The 19,070-nt window shown below is 53.8% G+C and carries 19 protein-coding genes and 1 other annotated feature; of the genes, 12 read left to right on the forward strand and 7 right to left on the reverse strand.

Annotated elements, in window-relative coordinates:
* Positions 1 to 4: 4 nt before the first annotated feature.
* From recN to xerD, 8 genes are all read left to right on the forward strand, one after another.
* Positions 5 to 1,675 carry a DNA repair protein RecN gene (gene recN, locus KI236_RS03005; RefSeq protein ID WP_212819192.1) on the forward strand — a complete coding sequence of 557 codons (1,671 nt, stop codon included), beginning with the start codon at positions 5 to 7 and terminating at the stop codon, positions 1,673 to 1,675.
* A gap of 53 nt (positions 1,676 to 1,728) precedes the next feature.
* Positions 1,729 to 1,977: a binding site (T-box leader), on the forward strand.
* Positions 1,978 to 2,044: 67 nt separating this feature from the next.
* Positions 2,045 to 3,268 carry a tyrosine--tRNA ligase gene (gene tyrS, locus KI236_RS03010; RefSeq protein WP_212819194.1) on the forward strand — a complete coding sequence of 408 codons (1,224 nt, stop codon included), beginning with the start codon at positions 2,045 to 2,047 and terminating at the stop codon, positions 3,266 to 3,268.
* 118 nt (positions 3,269 to 3,386) lie between these two features.
* A complete protein-coding gene (gene queA, locus KI236_RS03015) occupies positions 3,387 to 4,412 on the forward strand; it encodes a tRNA preQ1(34) S-adenosylmethionine ribosyltransferase-isomerase QueA (RefSeq protein WP_212819196.1) in 1,026 nt (341 codons plus the stop codon).
* Positions 4,413 to 4,436: 24 nt separating this feature from the next.
* Positions 4,437 to 5,570 (forward strand): tRNA guanosine(34) transglycosylase Tgt, encoded by a 1,134-nt coding sequence (gene tgt / locus KI236_RS03020; RefSeq protein WP_212819198.1) that lies wholly within the window; start codon positions 4,437 to 4,439, stop codon positions 5,568 to 5,570.
* Positions 5,571 to 5,661: 91 nt separating this feature from the next.
* Positions 5,662 to 6,120, forward strand: a complete 459-nt coding sequence (yajC, locus tag KI236_RS03025; RefSeq protein WP_228738078.1) for a preprotein translocase subunit YajC — start codon at positions 5,662 to 5,664, stop codon at positions 6,118 to 6,120.
* 126 nt (positions 6,121 to 6,246) lie between these two features.
* Complete coding sequence (locus KI236_RS03030; RefSeq protein WP_212819200.1) at positions 6,247 to 6,672, forward strand: hypothetical protein; 426 nt, start codon at positions 6,247 to 6,249, stop codon at positions 6,670 to 6,672.
* 324 nt (positions 6,673 to 6,996) lie between these two features.
* Positions 6,997 to 7,617, forward strand: coding sequence for a hypothetical protein (locus KI236_RS03035; protein WP_212819202.1), 621 nt, complete (start codon positions 6,997 to 6,999; stop codon positions 7,615 to 7,617).
* Positions 7,618 to 7,638: 21 nt separating this feature from the next.
* Positions 7,639 to 8,520, forward strand: coding sequence for a site-specific tyrosine recombinase XerD (gene xerD, locus KI236_RS03040; RefSeq protein ID WP_212819204.1), 882 nt, complete (start codon positions 7,639 to 7,641; stop codon positions 8,518 to 8,520).
* Between the two features lie 74 nt (positions 8,521 to 8,594).
* Here xerD and KI236_RS03045 read toward each other — a convergent pair whose 3' ends face one another.
* From KI236_RS03045 to KI236_RS03055, 3 genes are all read right to left on the reverse strand, one after another.
* Complete coding sequence (locus KI236_RS03045) at positions 8,595 to 9,521, reverse strand: transketolase family protein (RefSeq protein ID WP_212819206.1); 927 nt, start codon at positions 9,519 to 9,521, stop codon at positions 8,595 to 8,597.
* A 4-nt stretch (positions 9,522 to 9,525) separates the two neighbouring features.
* Complete coding sequence (locus KI236_RS03050; RefSeq protein ID WP_212819208.1) at positions 9,526 to 10,335, reverse strand: transketolase; 810 nt, start codon at positions 10,333 to 10,335, stop codon at positions 9,526 to 9,528.
* A 146-nt stretch (positions 10,336 to 10,481) separates the two neighbouring features.
* Positions 10,482 to 11,498: a tyrosine recombinase XerC gene (locus tag KI236_RS03055; protein WP_329958962.1), complete on the reverse strand. Its 1,017-nt coding sequence runs from the start codon at positions 11,496 to 11,498 to the stop codon at positions 10,482 to 10,484.
* Positions 11,499 to 12,065: 567 nt separating this feature from the next.
* Here KI236_RS03055 and KI236_RS03060 point away from each other — a divergent pair.
* Positions 12,066 to 13,394 carry an amidase domain-containing protein gene (locus KI236_RS03060; RefSeq protein WP_212819210.1) on the forward strand — a complete coding sequence of 443 codons (1,329 nt, stop codon included), beginning with the start codon at positions 12,066 to 12,068 and terminating at the stop codon, positions 13,392 to 13,394.
* A gap of 75 nt (positions 13,395 to 13,469) precedes the next feature.
* On the opposite strand, the gene KI236_RS03065 is transcribed toward KI236_RS03060, so the two are convergent.
* On the reverse strand, positions 13,470 to 14,375 hold the full coding sequence (locus tag KI236_RS03065) for a phosphate acyltransferase (protein ID WP_212819212.1): 906 nt from the start codon (positions 14,373 to 14,375) through the stop codon (positions 13,470 to 13,472).
* 161 nt (positions 14,376 to 14,536) lie between these two features.
* Between KI236_RS03065 and KI236_RS03070 the strand changes: the two genes are divergently transcribed.
* Positions 14,537 to 14,830 (forward strand): hypothetical protein, encoded by a 294-nt coding sequence (locus KI236_RS03070; RefSeq protein WP_212819214.1) that lies wholly within the window; start codon positions 14,537 to 14,539, stop codon positions 14,828 to 14,830.
* Between the two features lie 40 nt (positions 14,831 to 14,870).
* Here the strand turns inward: KI236_RS03070 and radA are convergent, their stop codons facing one another.
* A complete protein-coding gene (gene radA, locus KI236_RS03075; protein WP_212819216.1) occupies positions 14,871 to 16,241 on the reverse strand; it encodes a DNA repair protein RadA in 1,371 nt (456 codons plus the stop codon).
* A 2-nt stretch (positions 16,242 to 16,243) separates the two neighbouring features.
* Entirely contained in the window at positions 16,244 to 16,963 is a 720-nt protein-coding gene (locus KI236_RS03080) for an N-acetylmuramoyl-L-alanine amidase (protein WP_212819218.1), read from the reverse strand.
* A gap of 153 nt (positions 16,964 to 17,116) precedes the next feature.
* On the opposite strand from KI236_RS03080, the gene KI236_RS03085 reads away from it, so the two are divergent.
* Both KI236_RS03085 and KI236_RS03090 read left to right on the forward strand, forming a co-directional pair.
* Positions 17,117 to 17,587, forward strand: coding sequence for a spore coat protein CotJB (locus KI236_RS03085; protein WP_228738079.1), 471 nt, complete (start codon positions 17,117 to 17,119; stop codon positions 17,585 to 17,587).
* Positions 17,587 to 18,183: a manganese catalase family protein gene (locus tag KI236_RS03090; RefSeq protein ID WP_212819220.1), complete on the forward strand. Its 597-nt coding sequence runs from the start codon at positions 17,587 to 17,589 to the stop codon at positions 18,181 to 18,183. The genes KI236_RS03085 and KI236_RS03090 overlap by 1 nt, the downstream gene beginning before the upstream one ends.
* 57 nt (positions 18,184 to 18,240) lie before the next feature.
* Here KI236_RS03090 and KI236_RS03095 read toward each other — a convergent pair whose 3' ends face one another.
* On the reverse strand, positions 18,241 to 19,041 hold the full coding sequence (locus KI236_RS03095) for a MerR family transcriptional regulator (protein ID WP_212819222.1): 801 nt from the start codon (positions 19,039 to 19,041) through the stop codon (positions 18,241 to 18,243).
* Between the last annotated feature and the right edge of the window lie 29 nt (positions 19,042 to 19,070).

Consider the following 19,070-nt stretch of genomic DNA (forward strand, 5'->3'; position numbering starts at 1 on the left):
CAATATGCTTGATCTGCTGCATATTGAGAATATTGCCATCATTGAGCAGGCGGACATCGCCTTTCGGCCCGGATTCAACGCCCTGACGGGTGAGACGGGCGCGGGCAAGTCCATTGTCATTGACGCCCTCAGCGCTGTTTTGGGGCAGAGAGCATCCCGGGAGCTGATCCGCACCGGGGCGGATCATGCCTTTGTGAGCGCAGTGTTTTCCCATATCCCCGAGGGGTTGGGAGAGGACCTGGGCGTAGCGGACGCCCAGGAGTGGCTATTGCAGCGGGAGATCTACACAGACGGGAAAAATGTCTGCCGCTGCAACGGGCGGCCCATGACCGTGACCCAACTGCGCACCCTGGGCAGCCGCTTGCTGAACATCCACGGTCAGCACGACGGGCAGCAGCTTCTGGACGAAACGCAGCATATTGTATACCTGGATCAATACGGAAGGTATGAGCCTTTACAGTCGGCTTACTCTGCGCAGTTTTCTGTGCTGCAGGATATCCGAAGGAAGATATCCGACCTGGAGATGAATGAGGCGGAGAAGGAGCGGCGGATGGACTCGCTGCGGTTTCAAATTGCCGAGCTGGAGCGGGCTAAATTGCAGCCGGGTGAGGACGAGGAGCTCAGTGAGCGGCGAAATCTGCTGCGCAACAGCGAGAAATTCATCTCTGCCTTACAGGGGGCTGACTTTTGCCTGAATGGCGGAGACAACGATGCAGGAGCTCTGTCGCTGCTGCGACAGGCGCAGGAGCATCTGGCCTCGGTGCGGAACCTGAGTGATAGCTTTTCGGAGCTTCACGACCGCCTGGAGGGAATTTACAGTGACCTGTATGACATTGCCTACACGGTACAGGACAAAAAGGAAGAATTTGAGTTCACGCCCGGAGAGCTGGATGCCGTGGAGGGCCGATGCGACCTGCTGTACCGGCTGAAAAAGAAATACGGCGCTACAGTGGAGCAGATGCTGGAATACTTGGATAAGTGCCGGCAGGAGCTGGACGAGATGACCTGCGCCGACGACACCCTGGCGCACCTTAAAAAGCAGGAGGAAAAGGCCCGGAGGGAGGTCATGGCGGCGGCCGGTGAGCTGTCCCGACAGCGAAAGGCCGTAGCTAAGGAGCTGGAGCAGCGGATCTTAACGGAGCTGCGGGAGCTGAACATGGGCTCCATCCGGTTTGAGGTGGCCTTTGAGGAAAAGAAGCCGGATGCCAGCGGCATAGACGAGGTGCGGTTTTTGATGTCGGCCAATGTGGGCGAGGACCTGCGGCCCATTCAGAAGATCGCCTCCGGCGGCGAACTGGCCCGGATCATGCTGGCTATGAAGAATGTTTTTTCCAGTCAGGAGCGCATCGGAACCATGGTATTCGACGAGGTGGACACCGGCGTTTCCGGCCGGGCGGCCCAAAAGGTGGCGGAGAAAATGGCGCGCATCTCCCGGGAAAAGCAAGTGCTGTGCGTGACCCATCTGCCTCAGATCGCGGCCATGGCCGACACCCATTTCTCCGTGGAGAAGGGGGTAAGCGATGGGCGTACCTTTACAAAGGTGCAGGAGCTTTCCCGGCAGCAGCGCCGGGAGGAGCTGGCAAGGCTCACCGGCGGCGAGCAGCTCTCCCAGACCATGCTGGACGGGGCCGAGGAGCTGCTGGCAGCGGCGGAGAAGTTCAAAAAAACCGTGTGAGAAACGGTTGACAAATGCGAAACCGTTTAATATAATGGTAAATAATTTCATATACCACAGTGCTGATGGGAAGAAGTAGCGCTTTTTGACCCCTGCCAAGAGAGACTCCGGGCGGTGCGAGGAGGAGAGGGGAGAAGCGGTGAATACATCCCGGAGCTGCCTTCCAAACGGACAAAGATCTCAGTAGGAATGTGTCGGGTGCGCCCGTTACAGCGTTTGGGTGTCTGACACCCAGTGAGGCCGCTGACCGTGAGGCTGCGGCGAATATGAGGTGGTACCGCGATTTTTACATCGCCCTCTGTCTATGGAGACAGGGGGCGTTTTTTCTCCTGTCGGAACAAAATTCACAGAAGAAAGGAACAAAGAGACATGGGTATTTATGAGGAATTGGTTGGCCGGGGGCTCATCGCTCAAGTGACCAACGAGGACGAGATCCGTGAAATGGTGAACAACGGAAAGGCAACCTTCTACATTGGATTTGACTGCACAGCGGATTCGCTGCATGTGGGGCATTTTATGGCCCTGTGCCTGATGAAGCGGCTGCAGATGGCCGGAAACAAGCCCATCGCCTTGATCGGCGACGGCACCACCATGATCGGTGACCCCTCCGGGCGGACGGATATGCGCAAGATGCTGACGAGAGAGGACATTGTTCACAACGCTGAGTGCTTTAAGCGGCAGATGGAGAAGTTTATCGATTTCTCCGATGACAAGGCACTGATGCTGTATAACTCCGAGTGGCTGATGCCGCTGAACTACATTGAGCTGCTGCGGGAGGTAGGCGCGTGCTTCTCTGTGAACAATATGCTGCGGGCGGAGTGCTACAAGCAGCGCATGGAGAAGGGCTTGAGCTTCCTGGAGTTCAACTACATGATCATGCAAAGCTACGACTTCTACTACATGTTCCAGCACTATGGGTGCAATATGCAGTTCGGCGGAAACGACCAGTGGTCTAATATGCTGGGCGGCACAGAGCTGATTCGCCGTAAGCTGGGTAAGGACGCCCACGCCATGACCATTAACCTCTTGCTGAACTCCGAGGGCAAGAAGATGGGCAAGACCGCCTCCGGCGCCGTGTGGCTGGATCCTAACAAGACCAGCCCCTTTGAGTTCTATCAGTACTGGCGGAATGTGGATGACGCGGATGTTATTAAGTGCCTGCGGATGCTGACCTTCCTGCCGCTGGAGGAGATTGACGCTATGGCCGACTGGAAGGATGCCAAGCTCAACGAGGCCAAGGATATTCTGGCCTACGAGCTGACGAAGCTGGTACACAGCCAGGAGGAGGCAGACAAGGCCCGAGAGGCGTCTCGGGCACTGTTCTCCGGCAAGGGGGACGCCACGCATATGCCGGCTACCCAAATTGCGGCAGAGAAGCTGGCAGACGGCAAGATCGGCATTATGGCACTGCTGGTGGAGTGCGGACTGTGCGCGTCCAACAGCGAGGCCCGGCGCTTGGTGCAGCAGGGAGGAATCAGCGTGGACGAGACAAAGGTGGAGTCCATCGATGCAACCTTTGACGCAGAAGCTCTCAGCGGTGACGGCGTTATCATCAAAAAGGGAAAGAAAGTGTTCCACAGAGCATTTATCTGAGATTTGACTAAATCGGGCTCTTCGCCGCGGCGGGGAGCCCTTTTTCCTTGAAATTGAACACGGGATATAGTATAATGGCATGGAATAAATTCCATATGAGGAACCGGGATGAAACAATATGAAAACAAGTGATTTTAATTTTGAACTGCCCCAGGAGTTGATTGCACAGACGCCTATTGAAAAGCGGGATGCATCTCGTCTACTGGTGCTGGATAAAAACAGCGGTGCTTGGGAGCATCGGCATTTTTATGATCTGCCGGATTATCTGCACAAGGGAGACTGCCTGATTTTGAACGACTCCCGTGTGCTGCCGGCACGGCTTCTCGGGCAGCGGCTGCCGGGAGGCGGCGCCTGCGAGGTGCTGCTGCTTATTGACCGAGGTGATAAGACCTGGGAATGCTTGGTTCGGCCCGGGAAGCATCTGCGCCGGGGAGCCAGGCTCAGCTTCGGTGACGGAGAACTGACAGCGGAAGTGACCGAGGTTTTGGAGGGCGGAAACCGGCTGGTAAAGTTTAACTATGAGGGGATCTTTCTGGAGGTGCTGGACCGGCTGGGGAAAATGCCCTTGCCGCCTTACATCAAGGAAGAGCTCCAGGACCGGGAGCGGTATCAGACGGTATACTCTAAGGTAGTCGGCTCGGCGGCGGCACCTACGGCGGGGCTGCACTTTACGGAGGAACTGCTGCAAAAGGTGCAGAAGATGGGCGTGAAGGTAGGTTATGTAACGCTCCATGTGGGGCTGGGTACCTTTCGGCCTGTAAAGGAAGATGACATTACAGACCACCTGATGCATAGCGAATACTGCGTGATCCCCCAGGAAACTGCGGATCTGATCAATGAGACGAAGAAAAATGGGGGCAGGGTTATCTGCGTAGGAACCACCTCCTGCCGAACGGTGGAATCCTGGGCCGGAGAGGACGGTACCATGCGTGCCTCGGCAGGATGGACCAACATTTTCATCTATCCGGGATATAAGTTCAAGGTCTTGGATGCACTTATTACCAATTTTCATTTGCCGGAATCTACACTTATTATGCTGGTATCGGCTCTGGCGGGCCGCGAAAATGTATTGCGTGCTTATGAAGAGGCCGTACGGGAGAGGTATCGGTTTTTCTCCTTCGGCGATGCGATGTTTATTCACTGAATTCTGAATCAAGGAGTTTATTCCATGTTTAAGGTCATTAAAAAAGAGGGAAGTGCCCGGCGGGGCGAGTTTCAGTGCGCCCACGGGGGTGTAGTACAGACGCCGGTTTTTATGAATGTAGGCACCCAGGCGGCTATCAAGGGAGGGCTCAGTGCCTTTGATCTCAAGGACATCGGCTGCCAAATCGAGCTGTCCAACACCTATCATCTGCACCTGCGGCCCGGGGACGATGTGGTGCGACAGATGGGCGGACTGCACCGGTTTATGCGGTGGGACGGACCCATCCTGACAGATTCCGGCGGGTTTCAGGTGTTTTCCCTGGCCAGCCTGCGCAAAATCAAGGAGGAGGGCGTGACCTTTGCCTCCCATCTGGACGGACATCGCATTTTTATGGGACCGGAGGAGAGTATGCAGATCCAGTCCAACCTGGGCTCGGATATCGCTATGGCTTTTGATGAGTGCGTGGAAAATCCGGCGACCTACGAGTACGCCAAGGCCAGCTGTGAGCGGACGCTGCGGTGGCTGGAGCGGTGCAAAAAAGAGCATGACCGTCTCAACGGGCTGCCGGGCACCGTGAATCCGGGGCAGATGCTATTCGGCATTAACCAGGGGGCTACCTTCCCGGACCTGCGCATTTGGCATATGCAGGAGATCGCAAAGCTGGACTGCGACGGCTATGCAATCGGGGGTCTGGCTGTTGGTGAGCCTACGGAGACTATGTACGAGATCATTGAGGCGGTGGAGCCATATATGCCCGCAGACAAGCCCCGGTATCTTATGGGTGTGGGCACGCCCAGCAACATCATTGAGGGTGTGGCAAGGGGAGTAGATTTCTTTGACTGCGTGATGCCGGCTCGAAACGCTCGACACGGAAAGCTCTTTACCTGGCAGGGGACGCTGAACATCAAAAACGCCAAGTACAAGCTGGACGACGGCCCCATTGACCCGCAGTGCGACTGCCCGGTGTGCAGGCAGTTTAGCCGGGCTTATGTTCGGCATCTGTTTGCAGCGGAGGAGATACTGGCCATGCGTCTGGCGGTAATGCATAACCTGTATTTTTATAACAAGCTGACCCAAAAAATCCGGGATGCACTGGATGAGGGACGGTTTGCGGCATTCCGAGCGGAGTACAGCGAAAAGCTTTCACAAAAGATATGAAAAGAATCCGTGAACAGACCGAAAAGGTCTTGCAAAATTCCCGGTGATTCTGTATAATACAGTCATATTGTAAAAAAGGAGATTATGTCCCATGTTTGAAATCGCATATGCGTCCAGTTCCGGTACCGCCGCCGGTGGTAGCGGAATGACTTCCATCCTGATGATCGTTGTCATGCTGGCCATTTTCTATTTCCTGCTGATCCGTCCCGAGAATAAGCGCAAAAAGCAGGCTGAGGAAATGCGCAGCTCCCTGAAGAAGGGCGACTGGATCACTACCATTGGCGGTGTGTATGGCCGCGTGGTCACCATCACGGACCGCACTGTTGTTATTGAGACCAGCGAGGATCGGGTTCGTGTGGAGTTTTTGAAGTCCGCCATCGGTTCCGTGGGTACCCTGGATGAGCAGGCTGCCGCTGCCGCCGCTCCCCGCCGCGGTAAGAAGGCCGCTGAGCAAGTGGAGGAGGAGGCTCCCACTGCTGAAGTGGAAGCACCTGCCGAAGAGGAGACGACCGCTGAGGAAGCTGCTCCCGCCGAGGAAAACAAGGAATAATCCCAGCGTGTCGAAAAATTCTTTTCGCCTTGCTGCCTAAGTTTTTGAAACTTTGAAATAGCTTCAAACATAAATTAAAACCTCTCCCAATATGCTGAAACAGCATGAGTTGGGGGAGGTTTTTTTATGCGCATCGGGACATGGATCAACAAGAGGGTAGGGCTGGGTCTGCTGCTCAGTGTGTTGCTGTGCGTGGCGGGTGCGGCACTGGGGGCCCTGCTGGAGAGTAAAGAACTATTGCAGGAGAGCCAGGAAGGTGTGTGGATGTGCGTCACCTGGGCCGTGGCGGCCTTCGTAGGCTGCCGCTTTTCTCTGCAAAATACGGAGGGGAGGCTGGCTCACATCGCCGTGCAGGGCGCGCTGCTGTATCTTGCAGTGTGGTGCGGAGCGCTGGCCGCCGGAACCGATATGCAATTTAGAACGAACGGGTGGTATATTACAGCCTGTATATGGGGCGGGGCGGTGGTCTCTGCCATACTGCCGGAGGGAAAGAAAAAGAAAAGAAGAAGCAGAACGGCCGGAAAACACAGGGGCAGGAAGGGCCGTCAATAGACAAATCCTCCAAAAATACGCTTAGGACGATTATTTTTAAAGAGAGAGCCGTTATTCGACGGACTTCGATTGGCGGCGCAAGATGTTGTGCCGACGGGATGGAGGTGCGTCCATATTTGGATGGAAGCGGGTGCGAGAGAGGCGGTTTTTTGTCCGGTTTCGTTTGTTTACATAATTCAGTTTACATAACTTTTTGGCATAAATGGAGAAAAAAGAAAATATGCCGCAAAAGCCTTGCTCTTTTTGTTTTTTTGGCTTATAGTATAGATGTTTTCTTCTAAAAGGTGCGCTTGTCTCATAGGTATAGAGAGAGGTGAGCGCTACATGAGAGAGAACCGCTTAGCAAAACGAGTCGGTCGGACGAGGGGACGGCTTGCCCCGGAGCTGCTGCTATTAAGTGTGGCATATGGGCTGGGGCTGACCGCCGGGCACTTTATCGGGCGGGCTGCCGGAGCAGATGCGGAGATCCGCACCTATTTAGCTGCATATGCCCAGGCTCTCGAGTCCGGCAGCACCGTGACGGCGGCATCCCTTTTGGGCGTGGCTATGGCATACTATCGGATGCCGTGCGCTGTTTTTTTCTGCAGCTTTTTACGCAATGCAAATTATTTCTTTTGCGGGATATTTTTACTGGAGGGCTTTCTGCTGTCCTACGCCGTCGCGTGCTTTTCCGGTGCGCTGGGGCAGCAGGGAGTTTTGATTTCCCTGTGTACGCTGGGGATTCGGGCAATGTTCGTCCTCCCGGTATCGCTGTTTTTGGCTTTGCACAGGCGAAGGTCTGCGCCGGGAATTGCCGGACGGCGGGCGACCAAGCAGCTGTCTCTGCAGCCGGGTCGGGTGGGCCGATTCTTATTTTTGATCCCGGCGCTGCTGGCTTTGGGTGGGCTGTGCGAGTTGACCTTTGTACCGAAGCTGACGGCACTGGCACTGAAATTCATTGCATGATTATCGGAAAGGAGTGAGGGTGTGACGGATTATCTGGCGCTGTACTGCAGCTATTTGACAACGGAAAAGCATGTGTCCGCTAACACCATCAGCTCCTATATGCGGGATCTGACCCAGTACCAGCAGTGGCTGCAGCAGAAGAAATCAGACCTCAGGCGGGCGAAAAATGCAATGCTGCAGGAGTATTTGACAAGACTGGAGCAGCTGGGAAAATCGCAGGCTACCATGAGCCGGTTTATGGCGTCGTCCAAGTCCTTCTACGCCTATATGTTTGCCAAGGGTTACATAAAAACAAACCCCACCGCTGCCCTGAAAGCGAAAAAGGTGCAGCGAAAGTACCCGGAGATCCTCACCAACAAGGAAGTAGAATTGTTTTTGGAGCAGCCTAAGTGCGTGGATGAGAAGGGATTCCGGGACCACGCTATGCTGGAATTGCTGTATGCCACAGGCATCCGCGTCTCGGAGCTTATCAGCCTGGATGTGGACGACCTGAATTTGCCTGCCGGGCTGGTGGTCTGCCGCAGCAAGGGTAAGGAGCGGAGTATCCCGCTATATCCCGGTGCGGTGAAGGCACTCCAGGATTATGTCGCGCACATCCGGGAACGGATCGTAACCAGCGACGAGGAAAAGGCGCTGTTTGTGAACATGAACGGAGAGCGCATGACGCGGCAAGGCTTTTGGAAGATCATAAAGTATTATCAGGAGAAGGCAGAAATCAAAAAGGACATTACGCCCCATATGCTGCGCCACTCCTTTGCTGCGCATTTGCTGGAAAACGGGGCAGACCTGCACTCTATTCAGGAGATGCTGGGCCACGCAGACATTTCCTCCACACAGATCTACACACATATTGTAAAAAAGCAGCTGAAGGATGTTTACCAAAAGGCCCATCCTCGTGCATAAAAATACATTTTTATATACAAAAATCCCGACGGAAAAACTCCGCCGGGATTTGATTTTTAAAGAATAAATAGAGGTTACAGTGCGGATTTGATAGAGGCCGCGATCTGGTCGAAGGTGAGACCGTATTCCCTGAGAACATCCTGCGCCTTGCCGGACTGGCCGAACTGATCGTTCACACCGATCTTCTTGAACTTGCAATCGACCTCGCCCATGAGCACCTCGGCTACGGCGTCGCCCAAGCCGCCGATGACACTGTGCTCCTCCACAGTGACCACCTTGCCGCACTTCCGGGCGTACTCGGTGACGCAAGCAGCGTCAATAGGCTTGATGGTGTGTACATTGATGACAGCGGCATCGATTCCGTCGGCGGCCAGAAGCTTGGCGGCCTCCAGGGCCTCGGCAACCATCAGGCCGCAGGCAAACACAGCCACATCCTTACCCTCCCGGAGTACATTGGCCTTGCCGATCTCGAAGGGGTAATCCTCCTCGAACACGGGGGTGGCCAGGCGGGCGGTGCGCATATAGGCGGGACCCCGGAACTCAGCCAGGGCCAAGGTGGCCTTGCGGGCTTCCTTGGCATCGGCGGGGACAATGACCGTCATGCCGGGAATCAGGCGCATGAGGCCGATATCCTCCAGGCACTGGTGACTGCCGCCGTCTTCACCCACGGATACGCCGGCGTGGGAGCAGCAGATCTTCACATTGAACTTGGGATAGGCGATAGAGTTGCGGATCTGCTCATAGGCACGGCCTGCGCCGAACATGGCAAAGGTGGAGCAGAAGGGAATAAGGCCCATGGTGGAAAGGCCAGCGCCGATATCCATCATGTTGCACTCGGCAATACCGCAGTCGAAGAAGCGGTCGGGATAAGCGGCTTTGAAATGCTTGGTCATTGTGGCGCCGGCCAGGTCAGCATCCAGCACCACAACCTTATCATTGGCGGCACCCAGCTCTACCAGAGCCTTGCCGTATGCCTCGCGGGTCGCAATTTTTTCACTCATGGTCTCAGTCCTCCAATTCCTGCAAAGCCTGCTGACGCTGCTCGGCGTTGGGCGCCTTGCCGTGCCAGCCCACTTGATTCTCCATAAAGGAAACACCCTTGCCCTTGACGGTGTGGGCCAAAATACACTTGGGCACACCGGGGGTGTGGGGCGCAGCCAGAGCTTTTTCGATGGCATCCAGGTCATGGCCGTTGATCTCATACAGGTCGAAGCCGAAAGCCCTTACCTTGGCGGGCAGATCACCCAAAGACATGACCTCATCGTTGGTGCCATCGATCTGCAGGCCGTTGTTGTCGATAATAACAGTGAGATTATCCAGGTGATAGTGGGCGGCAGACATGAAAGCCTCCCAGATCTGCCCCTCCTGACATTCGCCATCGCCCAGGAGCGTGAACACCTGCGTATCCTTGCCCAGTTTCTTAGCACCCAGAGCCATACCTACGGCAATGGAGCAGCCCTGGCCCAGGGAGCCGGTGGAGGCGTCCACGCCGGGGACCTTCTTGCAGTCCGGGTGACCCTGGAGAATGCTGTGAAGCTGACGGAAGTTGGCGTACTCGCTGCGATCGATGAAGCCAAGACTGGCGAGGACAGCATAGTAGCAAGGAGCGCTGTGGCCCTTGCTCAGGACAAAACGGTCCCGATCCTCCCATTTAGGATTTTTAGGGTCCAGGCGCATATGATTATGGAAAACGCTGGTCATAAGCTCCACGGCTGACAGGGAGCCGCCGGGGTGGCCACTGCCGGCATTGGCCGTCATGTTGATGATGTCACGGCGAACCTGGCGACAGATTTTGGAAAGTTCGGCTGTATTCATATGAGACCTCCATTTAGTGAAATACACAGTCTTTATCGTACATCATTTGGTACATAAAGTCAAGAATCGGCAGGGATTTGGATCGCGAAAATCAAACAAAGGGCAGGGAAGGGAGTAGGGAGGAGGACATAAAAGAAATACCGGGATCAATCCTCAATTTTCCCTTGTATTTTAACCTTTGACAAGGGATTTGCCTTTGCAGCTACACGCAGAGATTCGTTATCAATATGCGTATAAATTTCGGTGGTATTCAAATGCTCGTGGCCCAAAACCTCCTGGACGGCCTTTACATCCACCCCGTTTTGCAGCATAAGGGTGGCGGCTGTATGGCGCAGCTTGTGGGCGGAGTATTTTGTGCTGTCCAGACCGGCATCGGACAGATGTTTTTTTACAAGATTATGGACTGTGGCGCGGCTGATACGCTGGCGGTTGCGGGAGACAAACAGCGCATCCTGATCTTTGCCGCCCACCACCGGACGAACCTGTAAATAGCGGTCTAAGGTGTCCTTGCAGGCTTGATTCAGGTAGACAATACGGACCTTATTGCCTTTGCCCAGAATACGGAGGGCATCATCCTGAATGTCGGAGCGGTTGAGTCCGATGAGCTCGGAGATGCGCAGACCGCAGTTGAGAAACAGGGTCAAAATGCAGAGATCGCGCTCACGGTTAGGGCCGCCGACACCTTGCAGGAGGCGGACACTCTCATCCAGCGTCAGGTAGCGAGGCAGAGTTTTCTTGATTTTGGGTGAGTCGATATCCTTAATGGGATTATCAGGCAGCAGATGGACCTTGTTACAAAGATAGTTAAAAAAAGAACGAAGTGTAGCCACTTTTCGGGCACGGGTAGAGGCAGAAAGTCCTTTCTCAGAATGATCGCTGTTAGGCCGGTTCAGACGATCTCGACTGAGGTAGGCCAAGTAGCTGTAGACATCCGTAAGGGTGATGGAGCCGATGAACTCGATGCCAATGTCGCGTATGTCGATCTCATCCAGAGGACAGTCCGCAAGAGCCGGATCTCGGAGCTGCTTCATATAGCGGAAGAAATTGCGCAAGTCCAGATAATATTCATCAACGGTTTTTTGAGAATGGGCTTTCACCGTTTCGTGGTAAGACAGAAACTCCAACAGGATCTTTGGTGAGTCCGCTCGGTAATTCATGGCCATGATATAGCACCTCACTTATAAATTCAAATATATCGCATATCAAAAGGATTCGCAAGAGCAGAAATGGGGGCCGAGAGGTATTTATAGCTGCGGACGGCAAAATCCGTCCACTCAATTAAACAAAATTTTTATTTTGTTTAATTGACAGTGTGAAAAGAAACAGGGGCTGCTGTGGCTCCCCCGGCTGGATTCAATTCTACCATGCAGCTTTCCAAGCGTCAACTAAGCAAAATAATTGTCTTGTTGAGTTTGTTATTTATTTATGGTGGCCTACGAACTCCGTGGGTCTACCGCAGCAGTTACGCATTGATGGTCAGATTCTATTGAAACCACCGTGTGTGCCTGTGTACACACACGCTGGTTTTCTTTACCGCACTCAGACTGCGCGAAAGGCACCTCTTTTTCCTCCCCCCCTCAACGAGCTCTTGGTGGGTTCAATAGGCAGCATTGTAAACTCCAACCTGGCAAATGATTCAAAAAAGCTTGCATTATAACCTGTAAATTGGTATAATTGTATAGGACAGTGCGAAAAATGGCAAATTTTGACAGAGGAAAGGATCAGAAATCATGAGACTGAGAAAAATAGCAGCGTTTCTCATGGCTGTGCTTATGGCGCTTTCACTGCTGGCTTGCGGATCGGAAAATGAAACAAATCCCGCCACTTCCAACGAAACATTTATCCCCGAGGAAATCGTCGAAAACACATCCGCAGGCGAGTCGGAGCACGAGGACAAGGAGAATGTTGACCGCTCCGACAGCGCTGCCGGGGCACCTACATCCGCACCCGCTTCTGAGCCTCAACAGGAAACCAAGGTTATTGAGACTTCGAAACCACAAAGCAAGCCAATGCCTAAAGACACCTCCGCCAAAAGAAGTGACGGCTTGACTGAAAATCAGTATAGCAAAATTACAGATTATCTTGATTCGTTTTATTCCTCTATCGGTGACTTTAGTGTTAGCGTAAAGCCCGACTTATTTGCTTCAGACAGTATTGAGAAGTTAGAAACGACAATTTGGAATAGCATGATCGCTGTTCGCGAAAGATCTCTCATTGACTTACATATAAATTATTACAATTTTAGCTTAAGAATAGCGGACATTCGTACTCTCTCTCCCTCAAAGGTCGAGATCGAAGTTTGGGAAAGCTGCGATCAGCAATATGCGGGACTGTCTGTGCTATCCAGAGAGTTTGATATTGAGCATCACTTTACCCTGGAGCTTGGGGATGACTCCATATGGCGGATCAGCAACCACAAATCTGAGTGCAACCCCTTTTATGTATTCAAATATGATGCGAGCAGTAACTCCGATGTTAAAATCGGTACTGTTTTAAGCAACATTGGAATGCGGAATGCACAATATGGCGGCGAAATCAAGGAGGAACCGGCCTGCGATCATCCGTACAACAGAGCCACTGCAGTGGAGTATGCCCGTCAATGGGTAAACGCAAGGAATCCAAACTACAAGGCATATGACGCGCTCGGTGGTAATTGCATGAATTTTGCGTCCCAGGTGCTGCACGCGGGTGGGATCCGGCAAACGGATGGTTGGTTTTTTGAAAGTCCAAAGAGATTTTACAGGTCGTGGATCAATGTGGATGGGTTTACAGCCTATGCCACATCGGCTTCGCCCGACAAGCTGCTTTGCGATGTAAATGCAAACTATTATTCCGGGCAGCCGGGGGATCTTATTTTGATGGGCATTGACAGCCCGACCAATCATGCCACGATTATTTGCGATGTTGTAAAAGACGGTGACGGCAGGACGGTGGATTATCTGCTGTGCTCTAACACATCGAATCTTGAAAACTTTCCGGCCAGCGCCTACTATTATACCAACCAACGATTGGTTCAGATTTTCGGCTGGAACGATGTGCCTGCAGAAAAATTGCCCTGACGCGAATGGGACTTCTCCCCTTTTTGCACAAAAATACCGGGAAGCGGCTTGCCTCCCGGTATTTTCATCTTAAATTCAGCAGCCCTTGATGCAGCGGAGGACAGCCATGAGGATGGAATAATACTTGCTGTCCGGGGTATCGGCACGGCTGGTGATGACCACCGGGCAGGAGGCACCGCAGATGGTGCTGGCCATGGTCTTACCGGCGATATAGGTACAGGCCTTATAAAGCACATTGCCGATCTCGATGAAGGGGACCAGCAGGATATCGGCCTGACCGGCTACGGGGTCGTGGATGGCCTTATGCTTCACAGACTCCATGGAAATAGCACCGTCCAAAGCCAGGGGGCCGGAGATGATGCAGCCCGGAACGCCGCGGCGGGCAATCTCGGCAGCGGTAACGGTGCTGGCCATCTTCTCGGTGACATTCTCCACAGCGGAAAGAACGGCCACCTTGGGGCAGTCGTTACCCAGGGCCTTTGCTACAGGCAGGGCATTTTCGACGATGCCGATCTGGGTGTCCACATCAGGATTGATATTGATGGCGGCGTCAGTGATCATGACAAAGCGGCCTTCATACTCGAAAATGCCGCACTGGCTCACCAGTCGGCGGCCACTGGCGGGGACAAGGCCGGTCTCACGGTTAAGAATGGCGCGGGCAAAGTTGGATGTCTGCAGGATGCCCTTCATGGGTATGTCGGCCTTCCCCTCCTTCACCAGCTTAATGGCGATCTTAGCGGACTCCAGCTCCTCGCCATCGAAGTCGATGATTTCATAGTCAGCCTCACTCTCACCCATGTCGTGGAGCATCTGAACGATCTCGGCCTTTTTCCCGATGAGGGTGCCCTCCACCACACCTCTGCGCTTGGCATTTACCACGGCGCTGAGGGCGGGCTCGTCATGGGCGTTGGCCAGAGCGATGCGCTTTTTCATATTCTGTGAGAGAACATAGGACTCGATTTCCTTAAAGGTTGTAAACATACTTATTCCTCCCTGTATGCAGGTTTAATACGGCTCTATTATACGCCCAATTTTTAGCAAAAACAACAGGAATTCTTCCCTTTTCGCGGGTTTTAAGATTTGCCTTGTAATTGGCGGCGCTATGCGGTATACTGAAGTTACTATTTGTGGAGGTATGGGGTATGTTTTGGACGATTCTTTTTTATGCGGTATGCGCTGTAGGCGCACTGCTGTTTGTGGGACTGCTTTATTACCGCATCGACTGGGCCCGGCATCCGGAAAAATATAAGGACCTAGAAAACGATGAAAAGAGCGAATACTGGGAGAAAAAGAAAAAGGATCAGCAGCTACGCGAAAAAAAGGCCAAGGACAAGGCAAAGGCCATGAAGCAGCAGCGGCGGTTGGACAAGGTCAACCACTATCGGGCTGTGGCCGGAAAGAAACCGCTGGATCAAAATTTGAAAGAGAAAAAGTAAAGGAAAAGTCCTCCGTGCAAAACGGAGGGCTTTTTTGATATTAAAGGTCGTCGTGAGCCAGAAGGCGCAGGACTTGTCCGATGTTTTTAACGGGTAGGAGGCGCAGGTCACCGGGAGCGCGGAGCTTATGGGCCTGCTGGGACGGGACGATACACTGGGTGAAGCCCAGGCGCTGCACCTCGGCTAAACGCTGCTCAATATGGTTGATGCTGCGCAGTTCACCGGAGAGGCCCACCTCCCCTACGGCGGCCAGCTTGGTGGGGACAGGCTTATCCAAATAGCTGGAGGCAATGGCGGTCAGAACGGCCAGATCGGAGGCGGGCTCGTCCAGAGTCAGGCCGCCGATGATGTTAAAATAGGCGTCGCACTGGGAGACCTTCAGGCCGCCGCGCTTTTCCAGCACCGCCAAGAGCATGGCGGCGCGGTTAGAATCCAGACCATTGCAGGTGCGGCGGGGATAATTGGCGTTGGACGGGGCTACTAGGGCCTGCACCTCGGCCAGGACCGGGCGGGCACCCTCCATCACACAGGTAACGCAGGAGCCGGGGGCATCCTCCGGACGGCCGGAGAGAAGCATCTCAGAGGGATTCTCTACCTCCCGCAGACCACTGTCCAGCATCTCAAATACGCCGATCTCGTTGGTAGCTCCGAAGCGGTTTTTGGCGGCGCGCAGGATGCGGTAAGTCATGTGCTGATCGCCCTCAAAGTAGAGCACACAGTCCACCATGTGTTCCAGGACCTTTGGCCCGGCTATAAAGCCCTCTTTATTCACATGGCCGATGACAAAAATGGTGATATTTCCCTCTTTAGCCAGCTGCATAAGCTTCATGGTGCAGTCCTTAACCTGACCGATACCGCCGGCGGGAGAATTGATCTCCTCGTTATACAGAGTCTGAATGGAGTCCACAATGAGAATGTCCGGCTGTTCGGTCTGAACGCACTCCAGCACATCGCCCAAATTCGTCTCCGAGAGGACGAAAAGATTTTCACTTTCTGCGTGCAAACGCTGCGCCCGGAGCTTGAGTTGGTGGACGGATTCTTCGCCGGAGACATAGAGAACCCGGAACTGCTCACCCAGTCTTTTACAGATTTGCAGCATGAGGGTGGACTTACCGATGCCGGGAGCTCCACCCACCAGCACTAGAGAGCCTTTCACCGCGCCGCCGCCTAAAACCCGATCCAGCTCACCCATACCGGTGGAAAATCGAATCTCCTGATCGGTGGACATATCTGTAATGGCACTTGCCTTTACAGGTCCTTTAATAGATGAACGAGTGCCCTTTTTAACAGACGCCCTTATATCCGGCTGCTCCACGATGGTGTTCCAGGCGCCGCAGGAAGGGCAGCGCCCCGCCCACTTAGGTGTTTCGTTGCCGCACTGGGTACAATAGAATAGAGTTTTGGCTTTCATGGCTATTCGTTCTCCGTTCTGCTTTGTAGATACCCGGACACGATGGCGGTAGACAGACGAAGCTGGTGGCTGTCCGTCTGAAGAATCTCCGCTTCTTCTGCGTGGGACAGAAATCCACACTCCACAAGGATGCCCGGGCGCTGAATATTATTCATTAAAAAGATGGATTCATCGATTTGCTTGGCATTTTTTCGGTTGTTACCGTTAATGCCGCTGTTAAGCGCCTGTTGCACGGAGACAGCGGCGTCTTTAGCGGGGGCTACAGCGTTATAAAACACCTGGGCGCCCTGGGCCTTGGTGCCCGGGAGACTATTTTGATGGATGCTGATCAGAAAGCCACGGGGTGTTTGATTTATCATCTCCACGCGGTTATTCAGATCAGAAATTTTTTTCTCCCGAAGGGTTTTGGCATCGCCGGAATAGATGGCGTCCGGGCCGGTGCGCGTGAGGGTAGTGCTCTCCCCTACAAAGGTGAAAAGCTGCTCCATCTTTTGCACGATCTGCAAATTGATATGACTCTCCGGCACTCCGGCTGCGGAGACCGCTCCGCCGTCCTCCCCACCGTGTCCGGCATCCAGGACCAGAATCTCTGCGGAGGGCATCGGCCTTACGGTGGACATGGCCGGCTTGTCCCGGGAAATATACAGGGCACACACCGCCCCAATAGCCAAGATTATGGCTCCGCAGACCGACAGCAGAGTCCTTTTTTTCAGCAACACCATCACGACGCCTCTCCCCTTTCGGGTCATTGTATGCGCCGTGTTCCCGATTCATTCTATCACATTTTACCGCAAATGAAAATCCCCTGTCCCCTTTTCTTTTTCCGCTGCATAAAATGGAGTGTTCCGTGCGGAACAAAACCCTATGAGGAGGAAATGAAATTGTATACGGAAAAATCTGCCGCGGGCATGGAGTCGGCGTCCTGCCCCACACAGCAGGGCTCACTGCCCGGCGTATGCGCACCGCTGGCTTTTCCTTATATTCCCATGCAGTGCAAGAACCCTAAACAGTATGACCGCCGGGAGGCGCTACAGCAGGGAACGCTATTTCCGGGGTTGGACCTGCCCTTTCAAAAAGAGCTGAAAAGTCGCTTTCCGGCCGTAAACAGCGCTCTATCCGAACTGATGGCCCTGGACTTCGCCGTGGATGAACTGGGGCTTTACCTGACCACCCATGCGGATGACCGGGAGGCTTTGGAGCTGTACTGGAGCTATATTGCCCTGGCCCAGGAGGGACGCAAGCGCTACCAGGAGACCTACGGCCCGATTCTGCAGACTGACACCACACCCGACGGCTACCGCTGGCTCAATGATCCGTGGCCTTGGGACGAAGGAGGAAATAGCTGATGTTTGTATATGAAAAAAAACTGCAATATCCCGTACGCATCGCCAACCCAAACCCGAAGCTGGCGGCGGTGATTATCAGTCAGTACGGTGGTCCGGACGGCGAATTAGGTGCATCCCTGCGGTATTTAAGTCAGAGGTACGCCATGCCCTATGCCGAGCTAAAGGGCTTACTGACGGACATCGGAACGGAGGAGCTGGGTCACCTGGAGATGATTGGCACCATTGTTCACCAGCTCACACGGAATCTTTCAGAAAAGGACATCAAAACGGCAGGCTTTGACGCCTACTTCGTGGATCACACCACAGGCGTATATCCGGCGGCAGCCTCCGGCTTTCCCTGGAATGCCGCATCTATAGCCGTAACGGGAGATGTGATCGCGGACTTAACCGAGGATCTGAGTGCCGAACAGAAAGCCCGGGTAACCTATGACAACATCCTGCGGCTTTCCGATGATCCGGATGTGAACGATGTCATTAAGTTTCTGCGGGCCCGGGAGGTTGTCCACTTCCAGAGATTCGGAGAAGGACTCCGCCTTGCTCGAGAGAAAATGGACCAAAAGAATGTGTACTTCACCAATCCTGCCTTTGACAAGTAAATAAAATCAGCCGCAGACCGAGGTTTGTCCGATCTGCGGCTGCATTATTGTAGCTTTTTATTCCTCCTCCACCGGCAAGACAAGGCGGGAGCAGTAGCGTTGGGCATTGATCTCCCGGCCTGTGTAGGGAGCTACAATGCCCAGTACACGGGGCGGGGCATTGGGCTTCAGACCCCGAGCCTTTACCTCTCTGCCCAGGGTCAGCCACGCCTCGTCCATGCCGCCGTATTCGCCGTAGTAGAGTACCGAGAGCGCCCGGCACTCCGGTAACACCACAGCCTCGGCCGGGGCTTTATCCGCCCGCAGCGGAACGCAGACATCAAAGGAAAAGGGATCCTTGCCGATATACCCCTCCAAAAAATCTTTTCGGTCTGAGATAGTAAAAAGCGGATCATCTGACAGTATATAGCCCTTTCGTATACACTCATGGTACAGGGCGTACATGGCGTTGTACTTTTCCTGGCCGGTGTGTCCCCAGTAGCGACGCATGATGCAGGTAACAGCAGGCAGCGTTATTACTTGTACGGACATACCGGCCTTTTCCCGTACCCGCAGACGAAGCTCCTCCACGCTGCGTTGAAAATCGTGCAAATGCTCCACCAGAGTTGCGAGTATATCGGTGGCTTCTCCGCCCCGGACGAAGTAGTTGATAATCTGCTCATTACTTATGCCCATGGACTTGAACTTCTCTATTTGCATGATACGGGCCACATTATGATTGTCGTAGTAGCGGCGGCCGCTGTCAGGCGCGATGTAGGCCGGGGTTAACAGTCCCTTTTCCTCCATGCGCAGGAGCGTGCTGCGGGAGAGACCGCAGGCCCGGGCAGCCTCCGTAATTTGGAAAAGTTCTTTTTCCATTCCCATTGCAAAAACCTCCAAAAAAGCGC

The organism is Vescimonas fastidiosa (assembly GCF_018326305.1).
Lineage (GTDB): Bacteria > Bacillota > Clostridia > Oscillospirales > Oscillospiraceae > Vescimonas > Vescimonas fastidiosa.